This is a genomic window from Sphingobacteriales bacterium (assembly GCA_016706405.1).
GTDB lineage: Bacteria > Bacteroidota > Bacteroidia > Chitinophagales > UBA2359 > BJ6.
The window spans coordinates 909342-929624 of the sequence record JADJJT010000003.1 but is presented as its reverse complement, the minus strand read 5'-3'; the positions used below and the strand labels follow the sequence as shown (position 1 = coordinate 929624).

The 20283-nt window shown below is 40.7% G+C and carries 28 protein-coding genes and 1 pseudogene; 10 read left to right on the top strand and 19 right to left on the bottom strand.

From position 1 onward, the window contains the following. The first annotated feature begins 18 nt into the window (after positions 1-18). Positions 19-534 carry a phage virion morphogenesis protein gene (locus IPI59_15565; GenBank protein MBK7528914.1) on the top strand — a complete coding sequence of 172 codons (516 nt, stop codon included), beginning with the start codon at positions 19-21 and terminating at the stop codon, positions 532-534. Between the two features lie 2 nt (positions 535-536). Then, complete coding sequence (locus IPI59_15560) at positions 537-1157, top strand: hypothetical protein (protein ID MBK7528913.1); 621 nt, start codon at positions 537-539, stop codon at positions 1155-1157. Between the two features lie 11 nt (positions 1158-1168). Here IPI59_15560 and IPI59_15555 read toward each other — a convergent pair whose 3' ends face one another. The 18 genes and pseudogenes from IPI59_15555 to IPI59_15470 form a co-directional block, all read right to left on the bottom strand. Continuing rightward, positions 1169-1345, bottom strand: coding sequence for a hypothetical protein (locus tag IPI59_15555; GenBank protein MBK7528912.1), 177 nt, complete (start codon positions 1343-1345; stop codon positions 1169-1171). A gap of 178 nt (positions 1346-1523) precedes the next feature. Then, positions 1524-1748: a hypothetical protein gene (locus IPI59_15550; protein MBK7528911.1), complete on the bottom strand. Its 225-nt coding sequence runs from the start codon at positions 1746-1748 to the stop codon at positions 1524-1526. Beyond that, positions 1739-2458 (bottom strand): annotated as a pseudogene (locus IPI59_15545) (antA/AntB antirepressor family protein). Before IPI59_15545 ends, IPI59_15550 begins: the two are co-directional and overlap by 10 nt. 261 nt (positions 2459-2719) lie before the next feature. Then, the gene (locus tag IPI59_15540; GenBank protein ID MBK7528910.1) at positions 2720-2986 is read right to left on the bottom strand and encodes a hypothetical protein; all 267 of its coding nucleotides are present in this window, start codon (positions 2984-2986) and stop codon (positions 2720-2722) included. Positions 2987-2998: 12 nt separating this feature from the next. Further along, positions 2999-3235: a hypothetical protein gene (locus IPI59_15535; GenBank protein ID MBK7528909.1), complete on the bottom strand. Its 237-nt coding sequence runs from the start codon at positions 3233-3235 to the stop codon at positions 2999-3001. Then, positions 3225-3581 (bottom strand): hypothetical protein, encoded by a 357-nt coding sequence (locus IPI59_15530; GenBank protein ID MBK7528908.1) that lies wholly within the window; start codon positions 3579-3581, stop codon positions 3225-3227. The genes IPI59_15535 and IPI59_15530 overlap by 11 nt, the downstream gene beginning before the upstream one ends. Then, entirely contained in the window at positions 3578-4324 is a 747-nt protein-coding gene (locus IPI59_15525; GenBank protein ID MBK7528907.1) for a lytic transglycosylase domain-containing protein, read from the bottom strand. The genes IPI59_15530 and IPI59_15525 overlap by 4 nt, the downstream gene beginning before the upstream one ends. 65 nt (positions 4325-4389) lie before the next feature. Beyond that, positions 4390-4656, bottom strand: coding sequence for a hypothetical protein (locus IPI59_15520; protein MBK7528906.1), 267 nt, complete (start codon positions 4654-4656; stop codon positions 4390-4392). Positions 4657-4680: 24 nt separating this feature from the next. Next, complete coding sequence (locus IPI59_15515) at positions 4681-5286, bottom strand: hypothetical protein (protein ID MBK7528905.1); 606 nt, start codon at positions 5284-5286, stop codon at positions 4681-4683. A gap of 10 nt (positions 5287-5296) precedes the next feature. After that, positions 5297-5761, bottom strand: coding sequence for a hypothetical protein (locus tag IPI59_15510; protein ID MBK7528904.1), 465 nt, complete (start codon positions 5759-5761; stop codon positions 5297-5299). A gap of 4 nt (positions 5762-5765) precedes the next feature. Next, positions 5766-6053: a hypothetical protein gene (locus IPI59_15505; GenBank protein ID MBK7528903.1), complete on the bottom strand. Its 288-nt coding sequence runs from the start codon at positions 6051-6053 to the stop codon at positions 5766-5768. A gap of 40 nt (positions 6054-6093) precedes the next feature. Beyond that, complete coding sequence (locus IPI59_15500) at positions 6094-6726, bottom strand: DUF3164 family protein (GenBank protein ID MBK7528902.1); 633 nt, start codon at positions 6724-6726, stop codon at positions 6094-6096. Beyond that, entirely contained in the window at positions 6723-7136 is a 414-nt protein-coding gene (locus tag IPI59_15495; protein ID MBK7528901.1) for a hypothetical protein, read from the bottom strand. Before IPI59_15495 ends, IPI59_15500 begins: the two co-directional genes overlap by 4 nt. A gap of 5 nt (positions 7137-7141) precedes the next feature. Then, positions 7142-7543, bottom strand: a complete 402-nt coding sequence (locus IPI59_15490; protein ID MBK7528900.1) for a hypothetical protein — start codon at positions 7541-7543, stop codon at positions 7142-7144. A gap of 4 nt (positions 7544-7547) precedes the next feature. Further along, entirely contained in the window at positions 7548-8453 is a 906-nt protein-coding gene (locus IPI59_15485) for an ATP-binding protein (GenBank protein ID MBK7528899.1), read from the bottom strand. A gap of 12 nt (positions 8454-8465) precedes the next feature. Continuing rightward, on the bottom strand, positions 8466-10580 hold the full coding sequence (locus tag IPI59_15480) for a transposase family protein (protein MBK7528898.1): 2115 nt from the start codon (positions 10578-10580) through the stop codon (positions 8466-8468). Then, positions 10568-10783, bottom strand: a complete 216-nt coding sequence (locus IPI59_15475) for a hypothetical protein (GenBank protein ID MBK7528897.1) — start codon at positions 10781-10783, stop codon at positions 10568-10570. The genes IPI59_15480 and IPI59_15475 overlap by 13 nt, the downstream gene beginning before the upstream one ends. A gap of 22 nt (positions 10784-10805) precedes the next feature. Continuing rightward, on the bottom strand, positions 10806-11051 hold the full coding sequence (locus tag IPI59_15470) for a hypothetical protein (protein ID MBK7528896.1): 246 nt from the start codon (positions 11049-11051) through the stop codon (positions 10806-10808). 105 nt (positions 11052-11156) lie between these two features. On the opposite strand from IPI59_15470, the gene IPI59_15465 reads away from it, so the two are divergent. From IPI59_15465 to hisS, 3 genes are all read left to right on the top strand, one after another. Continuing rightward, entirely contained in the window at positions 11157-11597 is a 441-nt protein-coding gene (locus IPI59_15465; GenBank protein MBK7528895.1) for a helix-turn-helix domain-containing protein, read from the top strand. Positions 11598-12258: 661 nt separating this feature from the next. Next, positions 12259-12981 carry a T9SS type A sorting domain-containing protein gene (locus IPI59_15460; GenBank protein MBK7528894.1) on the top strand — a complete coding sequence of 241 codons (723 nt, stop codon included), beginning with the start codon at positions 12259-12261 and terminating at the stop codon, positions 12979-12981. A gap of 274 nt (positions 12982-13255) precedes the next feature. Further along, on the top strand, positions 13256-14839 hold the full coding sequence (gene hisS, locus IPI59_15455; protein ID MBK7528893.1) for a histidine--tRNA ligase: 1584 nt from the start codon (positions 13256-13258) through the stop codon (positions 14837-14839). Positions 14840-14993: 154 nt separating this feature from the next. Here the strand turns inward: hisS and IPI59_15450 are convergent, their stop codons facing one another. Then, positions 14994-15413, bottom strand: a complete 420-nt coding sequence (locus IPI59_15450) for a nucleoside-diphosphate kinase (protein MBK7528892.1) — start codon at positions 15411-15413, stop codon at positions 14994-14996. Between the two features lie 128 nt (positions 15414-15541). Between IPI59_15450 and IPI59_15445 the strand changes: the two genes are divergently transcribed. The 5 genes from IPI59_15445 to IPI59_15425 all read left to right on the top strand — a co-directional run bounded on the left by IPI59_15445 (position 15542) and on the right by IPI59_15425 (position 20257). After that, on the top strand, positions 15542-16555 hold the full coding sequence (locus IPI59_15445) for a bifunctional oligoribonuclease/PAP phosphatase NrnA (protein ID MBK7528891.1): 1014 nt from the start codon (positions 15542-15544) through the stop codon (positions 16553-16555). Between the two features lie 111 nt (positions 16556-16666). Beyond that, positions 16667-17704, top strand: coding sequence for a cation transporter (locus tag IPI59_15440; protein MBK7528890.1), 1038 nt, complete (start codon positions 16667-16669; stop codon positions 17702-17704). 8 nt (positions 17705-17712) lie between these two features. Further along, positions 17713-18336, top strand: coding sequence for an aminodeoxychorismate/anthranilate synthase component II (locus IPI59_15435; protein MBK7528889.1), 624 nt, complete (start codon positions 17713-17715; stop codon positions 18334-18336). A gap of 376 nt (positions 18337-18712) precedes the next feature. Further along, positions 18713-19282 (top strand): hypothetical protein, encoded by a 570-nt coding sequence (locus IPI59_15430; GenBank protein MBK7528888.1) that lies wholly within the window; start codon positions 18713-18715, stop codon positions 19280-19282. A gap of 168 nt (positions 19283-19450) precedes the next feature. Further along, a complete protein-coding gene (locus IPI59_15425) occupies positions 19451-20257 on the top strand; it encodes a hypothetical protein (protein ID MBK7528887.1) in 807 nt (268 codons plus the stop codon). Positions 20258-20283: the final 26 nt, after the last annotated feature.

Below are 20283 nucleotides of genomic sequence, written 5' to 3'. Positions count from 1 at the left end.
CAAAAAACCACCCCAACCATGCCCCTGAAAAACCTTCCCGATATGCTTGCCATGCAACGCAACTACAACACCTTTAAAGCCAAACTGCCCCAATTTGTGGGCAGCACTGCCGTTAGCTTTTTTAAAGACAATTTTAAACGTCAAGGCTTTTTAGAAGATACCGGAACCAAAAAATGGCAAGACCGAAAAACAAAAGAAAAAGGGCGCCGAAGGGCAATACTTATAAAATCGGGGGCATTGCGCAGGTCGGTACAGGTAAAAAAAGCAGGGTATAGTGCCAATAAAATTTATGTTATAGTTGGCTCAGATATGCCCTATGCCCAAATACACAACCAGGGCGGTATTATTAACACCACCCAACAAGTACGGCAACACAGCCGCCGAACCAAAACAAAAATTGCCACCGTTAAAGCCCACCAGCGCAACGTAAACACTACCATTCCACAACGCCAGTTTGCCGGCGACAGCCTACGACTACACAAAACCATAAAATACCATATTTTTAAAAAACTCAAACACATTTTAACCTTTTAGCCATGTCTGTTTTAGCCGTAATTTACAAACAAATTGAGCAACAACTCTATACCGTTCTAACACCCAGCAGCACCCCAGCACTGGTTTGGATAGACCTGTACAACAACCAGGATATTGCCTTTAAAGAAGGCGCAACTAACCATGAACTACCCATTACTTTCCCTAACGCCCTTATAGCCTTTGGCGAAATTGAATGGGAAACAGATGCCCGCAACAACCTAAAACAACAAGGCACCGCCCAACTGCATATTTATATTGGGCAAGAATTTTACCAAGATAGCTACCTAAACAACGGTGCACCCATGAGCCAACAAGCTATAAAACTAACCAGGTTCGATTTGTTGGAAGCCATAAACAACGTACTACAAAATTTTTCCGGAACCAATTTTAAACCCCTAAAACGCACCAATACCGTTATAGACGACAACTACAACAATATAATTTACGACACCCTGGTTTATTCCTTGCTTATTAACGACTGCTCGGCTGCGCTGGCTAAACCTCCGGTTGTTTGGCTAAACCCACCCCACAACCTCCACATTAACCCCGACTACCAAAATACACACGGGCTAAGCCATATACAAACAGGCGAGGTTGACGAAATTATTCAAAACAATACTTAACAGTTTGCCGCCTATTGCTGCCCCGCTGCTGGCTGCTCCAACGCCTCTAACAGCAACGCAAGGTAAAAAACAGTATCTCGGTCGCGGGCGGTGGCTATGGGCGTGGGGCTTATAGCCGCCAACTGTAAGGCTTTTATAATAGCCAGTTTAATACTACTAAGCTCGGCAGGGGTTAAATTTGTAAACATAACGCAGGCATTTAAGGGGGGTTAAATTGTTGGTTAAATAAAAACAACAAATATAAGGCATTTTAATAGTAGCATAACTATATTTTTTAGTTTTAAACTATTTTTTTTAGCCCAAACAAACATAAAAAAAACCCGCCTTTTACAGCAGGTTTTTTTGTTTAACTAAACAAGGCATGTGCTAAACCGCTACCTCAACGGCTTGCTCTAAATCTTCTAATAACTGCGCAAGGTAAAAAACAGTATCTCGGTCGCGGGCGGTGGCTATGGGCGTGGGGCTTATAGCCACAAACTGCAACGCTTTTATTAGCGCCAGTTTAACGCCCATTAGCGATTCTATGCTGGTTATTTGCAACTGCACCCTAACTGGCTCGGTTGCGGGTGGGTGGTGGGTGCTTACTGCCATTTTACTATACCAGGTTTAGCGTTGTTATGCGCCCTCATGCGCGATGTTAATACCTCCATACCATACTCGTTAACGCAATATACCGCTATATGCGTACCCGGCACCTCTAACTGCATAACATACTGCTTGTGCTTGTAGCTGCCTATTGTATCGGTTTTAACACCATACGCAACCCTTATATCGCGTATGCAATACCACGCCTGCCCGCCTATTAATACCGTGCGCACCAAGTGGTTGTTTAGCGGCGTGTATTTAAAAGCCAGGGCTTTGCCCTTTTTAATACCACCACCACCAACAGCAGCCCTCCTAAGCTGCGCCGGCGCCGTAGTAGTAGTAGCCAACAATTTTGTTTGCAATGCGTTTACCTGTGCCTGCAACTGCAGCAACAGTTTAGGAAACTCCTCGCGGGCGCGCCGCTCTACCTCAATAAAATAACGCCGCGCCGCCTTGCCCTGCTCGTTGTTCTCGAGCATAGCCAACTCCTTGGCACACTCGAGCGTTAAATAATACTCGGTTCGTGGTTTGCCAAAGCCCTAAGACCTATTCCCCGAAATTGGGGAATAGTCCAAACCTTCCTGTAAATCGTACTTTTGGATACGTTCTTTTATCCAAGTAGAAAAATCTTTGCCAACTTTTAAAAAGCTGTGCAGCTCGCGGGCAGAAACAGTTTGCTCACCGTCTCGATGCTCAATTTTAATTAATGGTACCATAGTAATCGTATGGGTTTATATACCAAAAGCGCAGCCCCCCTGCATTTTCCGAAGGATTACCCAACACACACAAGGTATAGTTGGCAACGGTAACACAAAGAGGGCTGCTCTTTTGGCTATGAATAATAAATAAAAGGTAGGAAACCTTATGTTATATTGGGTAATCGCTGCAAAAGTACAGCATAAAAATTATAACGCAAATAATTTTTAAAAAAACTTAAAAATTTATTTAGTTTTGCGCCTATAAACACACTCTTAAAATTAATTAAGTTTGCTGCTATTTGTTTGTAAACTACGTTTCTTTAACAACCATATCAACGCTATGCTCACACAAATCATCATTAGTAGTACCCCTATTTTAATATATGCTATATTTTTTGTTTGGGCAAACTGGCTCATAAACTCTAAGCTAACAAACAAGGGCGACAGAAAGAGGTATAAAAAGTATTTTAATAAACAAATAGGGAATTTCTTTGCACCCTTATTTGAGTATTGCCATTGCGAGGTAGGGGTGTTAATTTTGTTCATAATTATAAAGAATTAATATTTAACAAATTTGGGGTCAACAGAAAAGCATCCGGATATTTTGATGGAGAAAGCTACGGTTTGGTTTCCGTTTTTAAAAAAAGCGGCATGTTTAACGGTGTATTTGGCGTATAGAGAAGAATAGTGGGCTATTTTACGCAAAAACACTTTAGACCCAACAGGGTAGTGCAAATTAAACTTTTCTACGTTTTTTTGGGCATCAAACGCTGCCGCTTTTTCTTTATTTGTCATTTTGGGGCTTGGTTGGTAAATGTTTTCTAAAATCGGTGGCTTGCTGGGCTATTCTTTTCATAAAATTAACGGCTTCATCGTTAAATTGTAAAAACTTAAGGGCGTCTTCATACCAATACCGCAACATAGCGCAGTGGTGGTAGTATAGTTTTAGGTTGTATTTTGGCTTGGTTTCTATTAGTTTGCGCTTTAGCTGCACATACACCTCGTCATACAAGCCCATATACATTATAAAAGCATCGGGGGTGGTGGCATATATGGTATAGTGTTCGCGGTATATGTCCATAACATGGCAGAGTTGGTTTGCCTCGCGGTGGGTTAGGGCTATGGTGTGTTTGTTGCTCATGGGTTTGGGTTGTTTTTTATATTATAGGCTGTTGGGTACATGCGTTTTAGGCGTTGGTCTATGTCGTAAATGGTTACTTTGCCGTCTTTGTTTTCGTCTAAGCCGGCGTTTTGGCGGTATTGTATAGCGGGTTTGGCATAGAGGGTATAGCAGGGGTCGTTGCCAAGAGCTGCGGGGTATAAAATGGCGAGGTATAAATTGGTTAAATTAGTATAGCTTACTTTTCGTTGTTGTTTTATACTATGCAAATAATCATATACATAGTCTAATTGTTTTAGGTGGCTCATTTTGTGTAGTTTGTCGGTGGTGGTGCCCAACTGTTTGGCTATTTGAGGCATAAATTGTATTAAGCCTGTTGCGCCACTGCCTTTTAAATTGCGGGCTGCTGCATTAAAGCTGCTTTCGCTGTGCATTACCGCCATTAGCCATTCGGGGGGTATTTGTAGCTGCTGGCTAACGGTGCGCACTTTATCTTCAAATTTTTGGGGCTGCGCCAGGTAGGGGGTGGCTACCTTTAGCAAATAAAGGCTTGCCATACTTGTTTGTGTGCCAGCTGTTTTGTTGCCAGCACGGGCTATAAAACCAAACCCATTAACTATTAGCTGGGCGGCAATATTGCTAACCAATACTATGGCGGCAAGCAAAAGGTAAAATTTTAGTGGGCGGTTGCTGGGTTTGTTGCCCATTTGCAAAATAAACCAGGTTACAATTTGTTTGGCGGGTACTATTAAATTTTTAGACATAATTAAAAAGTTTAAATAATTAGGTAATATTGAGATTGTTGTTTGTTTTGGGGGGGCAATAAAATTTAGTTGTCGGTAAATTTAAATTCGAGTTGGTCGGGTAGGTTAATTTTGTTTTTTTTGGGTTTTTGCCTCAGCTCTTTGTAGTTGCCACGCAAAATTGCTTCAATGGTGGCGGTTGCCAAAAAAAACTCTTTGCCAAGTTGGGTAAGGCAATCTTCGTAACGCATTCGTATTTTTGTACCGTCTGGCAGCTCGGTGCCGTTTTCGTAGAGGTCTTTAAACCTTTTTTCAACGGCGGCGTCGCGTTCGTCTCTTAATGTTATTTTCATGTTTTGTGGGTGTGGGGGTAAGGTTTAGTCGAAATCTATAATATCGCCTAAGCGGTTTTTTCGGGGTTTTAATCCCAAGTTAATAAGGTGTTGGCAATACGCATTAAACTGGTTGGGGCTTAAGGTTTTGGTAAACTCGGGTTTATAGGTATTGGGGTATTTGTTTCGTTGTTTGGCGTTTCCGTAGGCGTAGTTTTGCACTAAATTAAAATGCCGCACATAGTTGGTTATACTATAATTGTTTTTTATATAAAAGTGGTCAGTAGTAAAATAGGCATCTAACAGTTTTTCGTCTATGGTTACGTTGCGTATCATACCTGGCTCGGCTTGTGTGGCTACATAGTTTACGGTAGTGTGTTTTTTGTAGAACAGGCAAAACAGGGCAATTTTTTCGGGGGTAGTTTTGGCTTCGCGGGGCTGTTCTTTTTCTATTTCAATACCGTTTGAAGCGGCTGCTAAATTTGGCAAGTCGGTTTCGCAATACGGTATCAGGGCTAAGGTGCTTCTGTATTTATCTTCACTTAACCGCTCCTTAAATAGCATTTTAATAGCCATTAAGTACCCTCCTTCGTATTCAATTCTAATTGTTCTGTTGGTAGGTTTGCTTTTAAGTATATAAACTGTTGCCATATTTTGCGTTTTAAATTCGTTTACGAGGTTTAAGCTCGCTAAGTCTTTGTTTTTGCTCCCTAACCATTTTTTGGGCTATGGTTATGGTTTGTATAAGGTCTTGTTTGCTTTGCTTGTTAAAAGTTTTTTTGGCAGGGGTATATTTTAAACACCAGGCATTTATACGTGGGTAATCGAGCTGCAAATTGCCTTTATCGTTTATATACATTTCGCCGGCGGCAGTTTGGGCATACCAGTTTAACTGGTGAAACAAACTAAGCAGTTTGCGGCGCATACGCAACAGTTCCTTATTTTGCTGGGCAGCGGCAGATTTAGTGTTTTTAATAATAATATCGGCTTCGCCTGATGTAAGGTCTTTTAGGTGATGGGTTCTGCCATTTGTCCAGGTACTAACATAAACTGCCCTTGTTTCGGGGGTTTTAAGTTCCGGAATTATCCGGAACAAACGCTTTTTTTGGTTGTTGGTAATAAACATAGTATTAGTTATTTAACATTGAGTAAACGTCTATACTTTCGTTCTTCATCAAATCTTCGCTGTTTTGATATACAAATTTTGCAGGTATTGGAACAACGATAATATCCATTGTTTTAGGGTTGCAAATACCCACGTGCAGGTGTTCTATGCCCGCAATAGTGCTGGTTTTAAGCACCTGCGTTTTTTGTATCTTGTTGTAGTAAATGGTATAAACTGGCGCCGATGGCGTTTCGAGTTGGGTGGCAGCGGGCAGGCTTTGTTCGGGTGGAACGTTGTCGTCGTAAAGTCTCATAAATGGTTGTATGGGGTTTAATTTGTAAAACGGGTTTAATTTAAAGTGCCGAAAACTGCAAAACAATGGGTTCGTATTTGCCTTTATCGTTGCGTTTAAACAGCCTAAAGTACTCGGTACTTTGTGGGTAGCTGGTGCCTTCGCGCAAAATTTGCATAGCGGTTTTATAGCGGGGGTCTTTTACTTTGTTTTCGTAACGGTACAGGGATTGTATTTTTTTTACGTCTAAATTGCCCTTGCTTGTAGAAAAAGCATCTTTTACAATGTCAATTATAAATTCGGCATCGCTTTTAATGTTTTCGTCGAGCATTTCCATAAGCATAGCCTTAGCCGTTTCGAGTGCTATACTGTCGAAAACCGCCAAATCGTTTAGGCTAAACTGTATTTTAAAGGCACGGTTGTAGTTATACAAGGTGTAGTTGCCTTTGGGCTGTTTAAAATCTTGCCCCTTTTTTATTTTGTGTTGTTCGAGCCAGGCATTATACACATCGGTACAGGCTTGCTCGAGCCAGCGTTTAAACTGCACCATTTGCTGTTGCAGTTTTTCGGCTTTTTCAATAGCCTTTGATACGTTGCGCTCGGCAACTTTTTCGGCGCGGGTAATTTTGTTGTCGGGTATGGTGTGCCCCCGTTCGTTTACCCATAGTTTTTTGGTGGGTGTTAGTTTTATCATAACGAATACATTATTGTTTTGTTAAAGAAATCAATGTTTTTAGTTAGGGCATCGTAGGTATTTTTATACTTGGTATCCCATTCGTACCAGGTGTTGTGGTTGCTTATCATGTGCAAAACAGTTGTATGGCTTCTGTTGAGCATTATGCCAATTTGTGTATAATTGCAGTTGCAATATACCCGCAGCGCATTGGCAACCATGGTGCGCATTTCGTTATATTTTTTAGCACGGCAGGGTTTAACCATCTCTTTAAAGTGTAGGCTATACACTTTTTGTGCTGCCAAAATAACCGCCTCCTGCTTGGTTTTAGGCATACTGTTGTAGTAGTCTCGTATCTCTGCAAATTTTGCGTTTATACTTGCAACAACCTCGTTTATGAGGCTTTCTTTAATATCCTCTATATTGTTCATTTAAGCTACTTTTTAACGGTTTGGTAATGTTTATTGGCAAGCATATCTCGATGTAGCCATTTAAAACTTTTCCGCAGGTTTTTCATCACTTCTTTATTAGCAATCACAGTTGCAATAGGGCTTAAAAAAAGGTCTTGTTGTTCTTTAATATTTGGGTACGCTTCTTTGCTTGTTAGCCCAAAATCGGCATTTAAAAAAACAATTATAAAACCTTCTGCATACGTATCTATTATAGTAAGCAGCCAATTCCAAAACAAGTCGCTTTTTAAAAAGTAGTTAATACTTGTTTTTGGTAGGTGGCTGTCGGCAAGTATTATTTCGGCAACATCAAATACTGCCCAAAACAACCTGTCTTCGGGTATTTGCAACCGCCGTATTATTTCTTGGGTATTTTTGCCGTATCGCATAGTTTTAGTTTTGGGTTATGTTTTCGGGTTGTAGGGCATTGTATGCAACCGTATTGTTTTGGTTTACTGCCATAGTTACTAAGTGTTGCACAGTTCGCAAATCGCCAGCCGAGGCGTTGTAGATGCTTTTTATAGCCGATTCGTTTTCTAATCCGTTTGCCGTGGCAATTAGCCTGATGTCGTTTATAGTTGGGTTTATTAGCGGAATAAACTCGTTGCCCACTCGCGATAAAATTTCGCGGTAAGCCATTTTGTCGCGCTTGGCGTTTTTAGTTATCCGGATACTTAAATGAGGTGTGCCCGCCAGTACAAAACCGCAATGCCCGTTTAACTTGTTGTATAAGGTTTTAAAGATGTTTATCACCCCATCTCGCAATTTATCGGCTTCGTCTATAAGCAGCAAAGGCGTGGTGGTTGTTCTGCTCAGCAGGGTTTTTACAATTTCGTCTATCATGCCAGCTATTCCCTCGCCAATAGCCTCTATGCCAATGGCTTGCGACAATTTGCTTAAAAACACCTTGCGTGTATAATGCTCTTCGCATTCTATATAATACACGTTGGGCACATTGTTGGCATAGTAGTTTAGCCCAAAAGTTTTGCCGGTACCGGGGGCAAAGGCTATGGCTTTGGCAATGCCGTGGTTTTGCGCTTCTAAGCATACGGCGTAGGTACGTTTTAGGTTTTGGGTTTGAGCAGGCTGCCAATACGATAGCCCACAAAATTTACCTAAAGCAAGCCACACCCTTTGCGATACTTTGTTAAAGTCTTTACCATTCCGGATATTGCATATAACCGCCTCGCTTGCTCCATAGATGGCAAGCTGTTTTGATATTGTCCTGTCCGATAGTCCAGATGCCTGTTTGGCAACTAAGAGTTCGCGAATTTTTTCGTAATTAATTTGATTTTGCATAATGGTTTTATTTTATATTTTGTTTAAATTGGCAAGTGCAGCCTCGCCCATTTTGTCGTAATAATCTACCGTGTTTATTAAATTGTCGGCATAGATGTCGTCATTGGTATTGTCATCGGGCAGTTGGCTTGGCATAGCTAAGCCAATATAACCCATAGTTTTTTGTGCCAAAACCACCTCGCAAGCCCTGTTGTGGGCTTCTTTATTTAATTTGGCAAAACTCAACCCTCCGCCCTGTGTTAAAATACCACTATTTATAAGGTGCGAGCTAATAGTATCTATTTTTTTCAGTTGGCGTTTATACTGTTCTTGTTTAACAGCATTAATTTTCCACATGTATTTCTCTTGTGCTGGAGTGGCATCGCCGGGGCTTTCGGTTGTTTTAGTTACCGTTTGCATATACCCAATTGAGTGCCCAGTTTTGGCATCGAAAATGGCTATCCGGCGCATATCGTCTATATCGTACCACACATGTACCCTGCGCTCGTTGTTATTGTCTAACCATTTAAGTTTGTTTTCTTTCCAGTGCTCGTCTTTTGCAATTTCGGGCTCAAATTCAAATATGTTTTTGCCAATTTTAACGGCTAACAAACCTCGTCTGATGGTGTAAACGCGGTGGTTTTTGCCCACCATACGAGGCTGCCAAAACAAATGTTCATGTAGGGTTTTGCACAATGGCACTTCGTTTATGCCATATTTTTCTGAAGGAGAAAGCCCGTCGCCCTTTTGTTTAATTTCGTTGTACTCGGCAATAGAGGTGGCAATTTGCAATATTAATGCGGCTACATTTGGCAACCACACCTCGCGCCCCTGCCAATAATCGCTGGTAAACCCCTGTTTTGTGCGTTTCCAAACATCGGGGTTTTGGGCACTGTTTATATCTTTTGCTGTAATGTTTCCGCCGCTATGGTTTTCGTAAAATTTTAATATACATCTGTCTATAAGGCTTATAATAGCCTCTATTTTTTTACCTCGCCCACGCCCTGTGCGGGTGGCAAAATGTTGTTTGGGGTCGGTAAGTTTATTTAACAGGGTTTGGGTGTCGCCGGCGGTAAGGGCAGAGCCTTTGTCGTATTTTATATAGTTAGGGGTATTGTTGGTTGTTTCTACTGCCATTTTTAAAGCGCGCCACACCAAATTGCTGGTTTCTGTATCGCCTATACCAAACCCTAAAACCTTGTTGCTGTGGCTGTCTATTACTATAACTACATAGAGTTTGTGGGCGTTTTTGTCGCCAAAATATTCGGGGTCGTAGCCCCATAGGTCCCAAGGGGTGCCGTCTATTTGCCACATTTCATTGGGTGCTTTGGCTTTTTCTTGCCTTACCAACTGCTCGTAGGCATTGTGGAAAGCATTGTTGCCGTGCCTTTTTGCGTACCATATTTGTTTTATTTCGGGGCGGTCGAGGCTGGCTTGTACTGCCTGCCTTGTTATGGTTTTTAATTTTTCCCAGTTGCGCTCCTTAGCTACCTCAATCAACATATCGCACAGTTGTTGGTAGTTAAACTTGCGGGGGTCGCTGGCAAATTCTATTAAACAAAGCAAGGCATCGCCTTTAAGCTTGGCATTGTGGTGTTGGGCAGCACCCACCGAATTGGCAATTAAACAGGTGGCACCGTGTTTTGTGTATTTGCCAACCAATAAATTTATGCGGGTGCGCGATGCAGGCAAAAATACATTTTCGCTTTTTATACGCTCGGCAATTATGCTGTAAAAAATTTCGCTGCGCTCTAAACCCAGTTTTTTCCACCACTTATTGCCTGTTGTTACGGTTACTATGCCGTTTAACCAGGTGGCGGCAACAAGGTATTTTTCTAATAAGTTTTTGCTTAACTTTTTTCCGGTATCGGGGTGTTGCCATTCGGTTAGGGCTTTGCTGTCGGCAGGGGTTAGGCGTAAAAATGTATCGAACACGCTGCCCAACAGGTTAATTTTGCCAAAAAATGCCTCCACTTTTTCTTTGTGTTCCTGCTTCAACATGTCGAGGCATACCATTACCCTGCCCGATGCGTTGTAAACAACCTCCTCTTTATTGGCATTAATTCTGTTGTAAATATTTCTACCCGGAACCCCCGCTTTATTCAGTTCATTGGGGGTTAAGTATATTTTACCTGCTATTGTTTGCATAGCTCAAAAATTTTAAGGGTTTGGCTATAATAAAACTGGTAAAACCGCTCGTTGTGGTAATAAACAACATACTCGAAGGTTCGAGAAACGTGCTCGCTTATTTTTTCGGTTTGAGGGTTAATGTTTTCAAGCAAAACAAGTATTTCGGCTGCAGCAAGCTGCCTTTTGGTATAAATTTCGGGGAGTTGTACGGTTTTAGCCATTTCTAAGTTTTTTAGTTTGTTGCTAATTTTTACTAATTGGAGGAAAGTTGCGCGTTGTACGGTGGTGTTTTAATTTTAGTTCGGCAAAAGCATTCCCCAAGGCTTCGGCAGCAGCCCAAATATGGGCGTTGTTGCGGTAGCCGTGCAGCACTTGGCAGGTATAGCTATAACTGTAGCCGGTTATATGCGACAGTTGTAAATACCCACCTCTAATAGCCTGCATAATTTCTGTTTGTTTTTGTTCGTTTGGTTTTATGGTTTTTTTCATACCTTTGGCATTGCGTTTAAATTATATCGCAAAGATAATGAGCATTTTTTGCTCAATGCAAGTTTTTGAGCAAATTTTATTTAATATTTTTAAATAGTATATTATATGTCTATAATATTATTATACCTTGACTCAAACTTAACTTATCTCAGAAAAAAAAATGGCTTCTCACAAGATAAAGTAGGTGATGCCATTGGTGTAAATAGATATATTATAAGCAACATCGAAAATGGGCGGTCGCAACCAAGCATACAGCAACTGCTATTACTATCAAAATTATTTAAGATAAGTATAGACCAACTGCTAACCCAAGACATAAGCAAAACAGACCAAACGCCATTGGCAATAAGTTTAGTTACGTTGCCAACAGAAAAGCTTAGAATTAACACTGAAGAAGAGATTAGGCTTCGAAATGCAGTTAATGACTACAAAACCCAAATAGCAACCCTTACAGAGCAAATTGCCAACCTCACACAAGAAAACACCCAGCTAAAAGAGCAACTTTTAGCTGTGCAAAATAAGCTGATAAAGTTCATTGACCCCTAAAAAACAAATAAAAAATAACCAGACACTGTGCAATTTTTGATTTCAAAATTGCACAAAAAAATTGCACAAACCCAATAATATATTGCAATATAATAATATTGTCACTTTGGGCAAACTCCCACCGGCTGTGCATTTGGCAAAAAAGCCACATAAAGCGTTTTTATGTGGCTGTGTAGGGGTTTATTAATTAGTAATTTTATAACATGCTCATTATCAGCACATTGTAAATTTTGCCTTATTATTAGGGTGTTTTATCAAAGCAATTTTGTTACGTTTTACTTTTGCGCTGTTTATAAATTAATTAATACTTGCAAACTCCCACCCAATAAGGCTTTCCTTAAAAATTTCGTCATTTATTTCATTTTTAATTTTGTTACGTTCTACTTTTGCGTTGTAACATGCTACGAAAAATTCATCCGGAAGAAAAAAATTCCGGATAGCTTGGCAGAATATTTATAGCACTCAATTTAAATATTGAACAATGGTTAATTTAAACCTAAACGGCTAAAATTAATCATATTTAGCAAACAATTAAAGGAAATATCGGCTTAATTACAGTTTTTATTTGGCAATTTTGCAAAAACATCGTAATTTTGTCGTTTAATAAAACATCACAAAACAAAACCACTTATTTAAATCATATACTAATTTACATGTCTTTATGAAAAATTTGCTACTATTTGTTGCCTTAGCCTTTATAGCTAACTTAAATATGCTGGGGCAAAGTATTTTTACAGTCGAGCCGTCTCAGTCGGTATATGTAAATGGCGATCCTAACGTTTACGAAATTATAGGCCATGCCAACGTTAAATATAATGGCACACAAGCAGCAACCATTACATGGGAGCGCACAACCAATAATTTGGCTGGCGAAAAATGGCGCTCGTTAATTTGCGATAAAGTTACATGCTGGAGCCCAACAAAAAGCAGCAATAGTTTTGAACTTCAGCCCGGCGAAACAACCCTTATGGATACCCATATAAACTCGCCCAATGCTTCAATTGGCAACGGAACAGGTTTTGTGGTAATTAAAGTTACCGCAACCGACCCCGGAACCGGCAACGTTTTAGGAACTGTCGAAATTAATTATACCTTTGATACATGGAAAACCGGATTACAAAAACCAACCGACCTTAGCAGCGAAATTCGCTTATACCCCAACCCCGCTAAAAATTTCTTAAATATATCCTATCCTGCACCCGTTGATGTACATTATATTGAGGTTTATAGTATCATTGGTCAGCTAATTGATAAAATTGATATGACCTACGATTTTGCCAAACGCATTAATGTAAGCGACTGGGAAAATGGCATGTATGTGGTAAAATTACTTAACAGCAACCATCAGGTTATTGCAAAAAAAGTAATAACAAAAATTGACTAAAACTAACTACGCACAATAAAGTTTTAAAATTATTTATACCATTCATATTCAGTTGCCCACTTGTTGCATAGTTGTAACAAGTGGGCTTTTTGTTGCCCAAATTATAAACTTGCCCCTTAAAAATAATATTTACTAAATAAATAAACACCGTTTGCCGCGTTAATTACAAACGCGCGGTATCTTTGCCCCCTTGAAAATAAAATTATCCGGCAGATATTGCACAAATAAACCCTACATTTATCCGGATTAATTCTACAAAGAACCCCCCTTTTTTATGTCGAAAAACATCAAAACACGCGGTATTATTCCACGCCGGCTAAAAGGCTTCCGCGATATAGATGCCCTTACCAATGAACTGCGATGGCATATTATTAAAAATGCCGAAACCGTATATAAACAATATGGCTTTGAACATTGGGATACCCCTATATTAGAATATGTTGAATGTTTGGGCAAACACATGCCCCCCGAAACAGGGCAGGCCAGTGCCGTGCAAGATGGCGTTTTTCATTTTCAGAATTTAGAATTTGAACCCGTTTGTGCCGAAGATGGCACCGAGCTTAAAGATGCCGACCGAAATACTATTATGGAGCGTTTTGATGTGCTATTGCGCTACGACCTTACCGCGCCCTTAGCCCGCCGCATAGCCGAAACCCTTTGGCAACGAAAAATGCAACGCCAGCTTCAACCTGCCGGCGTGCCCTTGTTTAGGCGTTACCAATATGGGCCAGTGTACCGGTTAGAGGCCAAATTAGAGCCGGGGCGTTTCCGCGAATTTTGGCAACTCGACTTCGATACCGTTGGCACCAACGACTACACAACCGATGCCGAATGTTGTATGATTTTGGCCGATGCCTTGCAAGCTATTGGCCTTAATCACCAAAAATTTACCGTAAAAGTAAATAATCGCAAAATATTAAAAGGGCTGCTTCAAATGCACAATATTACCACAGAACAAGCAGAGGCCGACATTTTGCGCGTTATTGATAAATTAGATAAAATTGGCCTCGAAAATGTAAAATCAGAACTCAGCAACGGGCGCAAAGATGCCTCAGGCTCGATGGTAAAAGGCTTGGGTTTGCCCGATGCAACGGTGCAGGCAATATCCGGATTTTTTGCGCAGTACGCCCAAATCAATAAAAACCGGAAAGCTGTTTTGCAAAGCCTGTCGCAGCAATTAGCGCAAAGCAGTATTGCCGCCGAAGGTATTGCCGAGCTACAAGCAATGGATGCCGTTTGGTGCGCTTTAAATTATACGGATGACTTAATTGTCTTTGACCCAAGTTTTGTGCGCGGCATGGCCTACTATACCGGCCCCATTTTTGAGGTAGAGGCTCACCTGCAAGTTACCGACGAAAAAGGACAACCAAAACGCTTTGGCTCTATAGCCGGCGGCGGTCGGTACGATACGTTGGTGGCCAAATTATTGAATATTGCCGTGCCCGCTGTAGGCGCATCAATAGGCGTTGACCGCTTGGGCGAGCTGCTGCTGCTTTCGGGAACGATAAAAGACAAACTTAAAGGGCCTGTATTTATTGCCGTACTCGATGCGGCCTTAATGCCACAATACCAGAAAATGGCGCAAAACCTGCGCCAAAACGGCATTATTACCGAAGTATATTATGGCATTCAGCGAAAAATACAGCGTCAGCTTGAGTATGCCGATAAACGCAACTGCCCCGTAGCAATTTTAGTAGGCAGCAACGAAATTGAGCGCGGAGTAGTTACTATAAAAGATTTATTCCTGGGCGCACAAACTAATACTATAACCGACAAACAAACTTGGATGCAACAAGTACAACGCGAAGTGCCATTGACCGATTTGGTTGAAACGGTAAAAGAAATGTTAAGTAGTTAATAGCTAACAATAAAAAACGCCTTGTTTGCCGCAAGTTTTAACTGCAAAGTAAACAAGGCATTTTTAGTTTTTTTAGTATCCGGATAAAATTGCCAAAAGTAAACCCTCCGGATTTTAGTCAAAAGTAAACCGGTTTTTCTTTTCAAGGATGAAATTAAAACCGCTCTAATTTGCTAAAAAAGAAATCGCCTTCAATTTGGGCATTATCGTTTGAGTCTGAGCCATGTACCGCGTTTTCACCAACACTGCTGGCATATTTTTTCCGGATAGTACCCTCGGCAGCATTGGCAGGGTTGGTAGCGCCAATTAGGGTGCGAAAATCTTCAACGGCATTATCTTTTTCTAAAATTGCCGCTACAATAGGCCCCGACGACATAAAATCACACAACTCGCCATAAAAAGGGCGTTCTTGGTGTACCTCGTAAAACTGGCCAGCTTGTTGTGGCGTAAGGAAGGTATATTTCATTGCCACAATCCGGAAACCGGCATCGTTAATCATTGCTAAAATTGGGCCAATAACGTTTTTGCGAACGGCATCGGGCTTAATCATGGTAAAAGTGCGGTTTGTTGCCATAATGGTAAAATAAATCGAAACGAAACAGCGAATAGTATAGGTTAAATGTTAAAAAAAATAGAATTGTATTTTAAATTGGGCTGCAAAGGTAGTATTTTTGCTTGGTTTAACCTAATTTTGCGCTTGTTATGCCCTTACAATTTAATATTGAAACCCTGCGCGAGTTAGTAGCCACGCCCAAAAACGCTATCATTGTAACCCACACTAACCCCGACGGCGATGCAATTGGCTCGTCTTTAGGCTTATATCATTTTTTGCTAAACCGCGGCTTCGAGGTAAGTTTAATAGCACCTACCGACTATGCCTCGTACCTGCACTTTTTACCGCAAGACGACCATGTCTTGATCTATCCGGCAAACCCCAAAGCAGCCATACAACGCGCTAACGAGGCGCAACTGCTTTTTTGTTTAGACTTCAACACTTACTCGCGGCTCGAAGGTTTAGGCAAAATATTGTCGGCCTTACAAATTCCAAAAATACTAATTGACCATCACCTTGAACCCGAGCAGTTTGATTATTATGTTTGGAATACCCAAGCAAGCAGCACAGCCGAATTAGTGCATTTTTTTATTGACCAAATAGGCGCTTCTGCCGAAATTACACCTGATATAGCCACCTGCCTTTATACCGGATTGGCCAGCGACACAGGGCGGTTTATGCACAGTTTATCGGCTAATGTATTTGCCTGCGCTGCGCAATTACACGCTGCCAACGCCAACGTACAGATGGTAAATAACCAGTTATTTAATTCGTACAGTTTAGACCGCTTGCAACTTTGGGGACATAGTATTGCCCAACGCATGGTAGTTTTGCCCGAGTATCAAACGGCATACATTTACCTAACTAAAGCCGATTTTGAACAGTTTAACCACCAAATTGGCGACACCGACGGCATTGTAAATTTGCCTTTGCAGGTTAGCAATATCCGGTTTGCTGCTTTATTTCGGGATGAGAAAGAAAAAGTAAAAATTTCTTTCCGCTCGAAAGGTAATTTTTCGGTCAACGATTTTGCCCGGATGCACTTTAACGGCGGCGGCCATTTTAATGCTGCCGGTGGTAGCTCGGTGTTAAACTTACAAGAAAGCATAGATAAATTTTTACAAGTATTGCCACTTTACAAAAAAAGTTTAAATGCCGAGTGATAAAAACTTTGCTTGTTTTGGATGGTAAAATGACAGTGCAATATAAATTACAAGTCAAACAAACAAACAAACAAAACCCGCCATCACATAGCGTTTGCTAATTTTAACCAAATGGCTCAAACATTTAAAGACAATATTAAGTTTCAAAAATGGATTGCCATTTTTGGCATTGCGCTTTTTGTGGGCAAATTGTTAGCCTGGAAACTAACTTTGTCGGTAGCGGTTTTATCGGATGCTTTTGAAAGTATTATTAATATTTTTGCAGCTTTTTTAGGGTGGTACAGTTTGTACCTTTCAGCATTGCCAAAAGATACCAACCACCCATACGGACATGGCAAAGTTGAGTTTGTAGCCTCGGCCATTGAGGGTATTTTAATAGCTATTGCGGGTGTTTATATCGCTTTCGAAGCCCTGCACAGCCTTATCCACGAGCATCAACCACATAAATTAGATATTGGGTTGCTTATTTTAAGTCTTACCGCTATAATAAATTATGCCTTGGGGGCATTAGCCATACACAAAGGGGAGTCAAGCAATTCGTTAGTATTAGTATCGAGTGGCAAACATTTACAAGCCGATACCCTAACTACCGCCGGCATTTTAGTGGGTTTATTGCTACTGTATATAACCAAAATTTGGTGGATTGACGGCTTGGTTGCCTTTATAGTTTCACTTTGGCTTTTGGTAACCGGATACCGCATTTTGCGCACTGCAATTGCCGGAATTATGGACGAAGCCGACTTTGCCCTCATTGCCAAATTAGCCCAGATTTTACAAAATAACCGCGCCCATAACTGGATTGATTTGCATAATTTACGCATTATTAAATATGGAAACATATTGCACATTGATTGCCACTTAACCGTGCCCTGGTATTTTAACGTTCACGAAGCCCACCTTGAGATTGACAATTTGGCCAATTTGATTAGAGATAATTTTGGCGAATCGGTTGAGTTTTTTGTTCATACCGATGGTTGCCTTAATTTTTCGTGCCCTATTTGTATAAAAACCAACTGCCTACACAGAAAACATAAATTTGAAAAAACTATTGACTGGACCCTCGAAAACTTAATGCGGAATAGCAAACATCATATAGAAATGGCGACCAATTTGCCGGCACATAAGCAGCAAAATCCGGATGAAATTTAATTAAGGCCATGAAATTGTTCATTCTTGATAATTACGATTCGTTTACCTATAATTTGGTTGAGTATTTTTATAGGGCCGGAGAAAATTGCCAACTGCCCATGCAAATTACTGTTCAGCGCAATGATGCTCCCAATTTAATTGCTGCTATTACCTCAAATACTGGTAATTTAAAACAGTTCGATGCTATAGTATTGTCGCCGGGGCCGGGCTTGCCCCACCAGGCGGGCTGTTTGTTGCCGTTAATAAAACAATTATCCGGAAAAAAACCCATTTTAGGCGTTTGTTTGGGGCATCAGGCTATTATTGAAGTGTATGGCGGCAAATTGCTCAACCTCTCGATACCAATACATGGGCAAGCTACCCCCTTAGCCATTGCTATGCCTGTTGAGGCCGCCCTTTTTAATGGAATACCCACGCACACACCTGTTGGCCGCTACCACTCGTGGGTGGCACATCCGCAGCATTTTCCTAATGTATTGCAGCCCACCGCTTTTGACGCTGATACGCAACACATCATGGCATTTAAACATAAAACTCTTCCTGTGTGGGGCGTGCAGTTTCACCCCGAGTCGGTGCTGACGCCCCTTGGTTTAACGATGCTGCAAAATTGGCTTCAATACTTATTTAAGTAAACATGCGAACAAAGATTGTGGCCATAAAACGCTAAATATTTCCGGCGCAATATCAATTTGAATTGTAGAATAGTTATAAATATAGCCTTACAATTTCCGGAAAAAGGTATTGCTATACCACATCTCTATAAATACTATACCCATCTTTGAAAATATAGGTAGGCGGTAAAATTCTACCAATTTCCTAATCTGCTAAATCTTAATTCAAGACCTTACGCCGCCAAGAAATTTATATCCGGAGGAGTTGGTTAGTTAGTTTCAGCTCAGAGGGCATTCATACGCCTGCCATTTTAATTTTACTAATTTTGTATCTTTGCACTAATATGTGGCATAGCTGCTTGCATAATCAAGTTTTAACGTTATATACACGAACCCAATGACGCAACACGAATTTGAACAACTCCAACAAGGAAATGACCAAGCCCTTGATACAATTTACCGCAGTTATTATAGTTATTTAACCGGACTATTACACTATAAATACGATTGTCAGGTTGCCGATGCAGAGGATATTTTTACCGATACCGTGCTAAAATTCAGAGAAAAAGTAATGGCTAACGAAGTTAGTTTTCAAAACATAAAAGGGTATTTAACAACCATAGCAGTAAATATGCTGCGCGACCGCTGGAAGAAAAAACCACTGCAATCGGTTGAAGAAATGATTGCCGAATTAGATGAACGAGATAATAATGAAGGGAGCGACTCGATGATTTTGAACGAAGAACGCGAAAATGAGCTTAAAAAAATTGACGCACTCAGAAAGGCTTTCGCTGAACTTGGGCAACGTTGCCAAGATTTACTAACCGATACCATTTACAAAGATATACCACCCCGATTTTTAGTCGAAAAATACCAATTTAAAAATGCAAGGGTAATTACCTCCGAAATGGGGCGCTGTAAAGACCGCTTAAAAAGTATTGCTAAAGATTTTTTTAAATTAAACTGACTAACTAACTGTACTGAAAACAATTTTATTTAATCCGGATAAAATAAATTGATGGCAAGAAACCTGCTTTAATATAAACTCTTGTTCCGTAAATTTAAATAAAAATCACATTTCTGTAAAACCATACACCCCCTAATACTCGCTTTAACGACATAAATTAATAACGATATGATTACCGAAGATAATAAACTGAACCTTATTCGCCAATATGCCAACGGCGAACTCGACCAAACCCAACTTGCCGAATTTAATTTGGCTTTACAAAATGATGCCGAATTTAAAGAGGAGGTAGAACTTCACTTAACAATTATGGCCGACCAAAAAATAAAAGAAAGCCAGCGCTTGAAAAAAATAGCAGAAACAGAAGGGCTAAAGCCCGAGTTTGTAGCCGAAGCAGCCGGCCAACCTGCTATTTCAAATACTCAGGCGCCAAGCGCAGCCAAAGGCCAGGCAACCCGAATAATAGCTATGCGCATAGCCGCACTATTTGTTTTGATTGCTGCCGTATGGTTATTGTGGCCAAGCGGTGGGCAAAACGAGAAGGCAATTGCACTGGCGCAGACCGAAATAAAAACGCCGTACCCATTGCCCGGCGAGTTAAGCACTATGGGCGATTTTAATGGCGAAGATACAGAGCGCAACGCTTATGATGCCTATAAAAACGGCAATTATGAAAAAGCAATTTCCGGATTTGTAACCCTTACTAATATTCAAAACCTACCCCCCGATAAAATGAGCCAGTTTAACCTATACTTGGGTTTATCGTATATGTATTTACAATCTAACCCAAAATACGAAATGGCAATAATTGCCTTTGAAAAAATGACTGACCCCGCTACCATTGAGGCTAAAAATTGGTTTACTGCCTTGGCGTTAATTGAACTAAAAAGGCCAAAAGAAGCAAAACCCTTGCTAAAAAAGATGGAAAGCGAACAACGCAAAACAAAAGCTGCCGAAATTTTAAAATATTTATAACCGCTAAAACGGTTAAGCTGCTACCC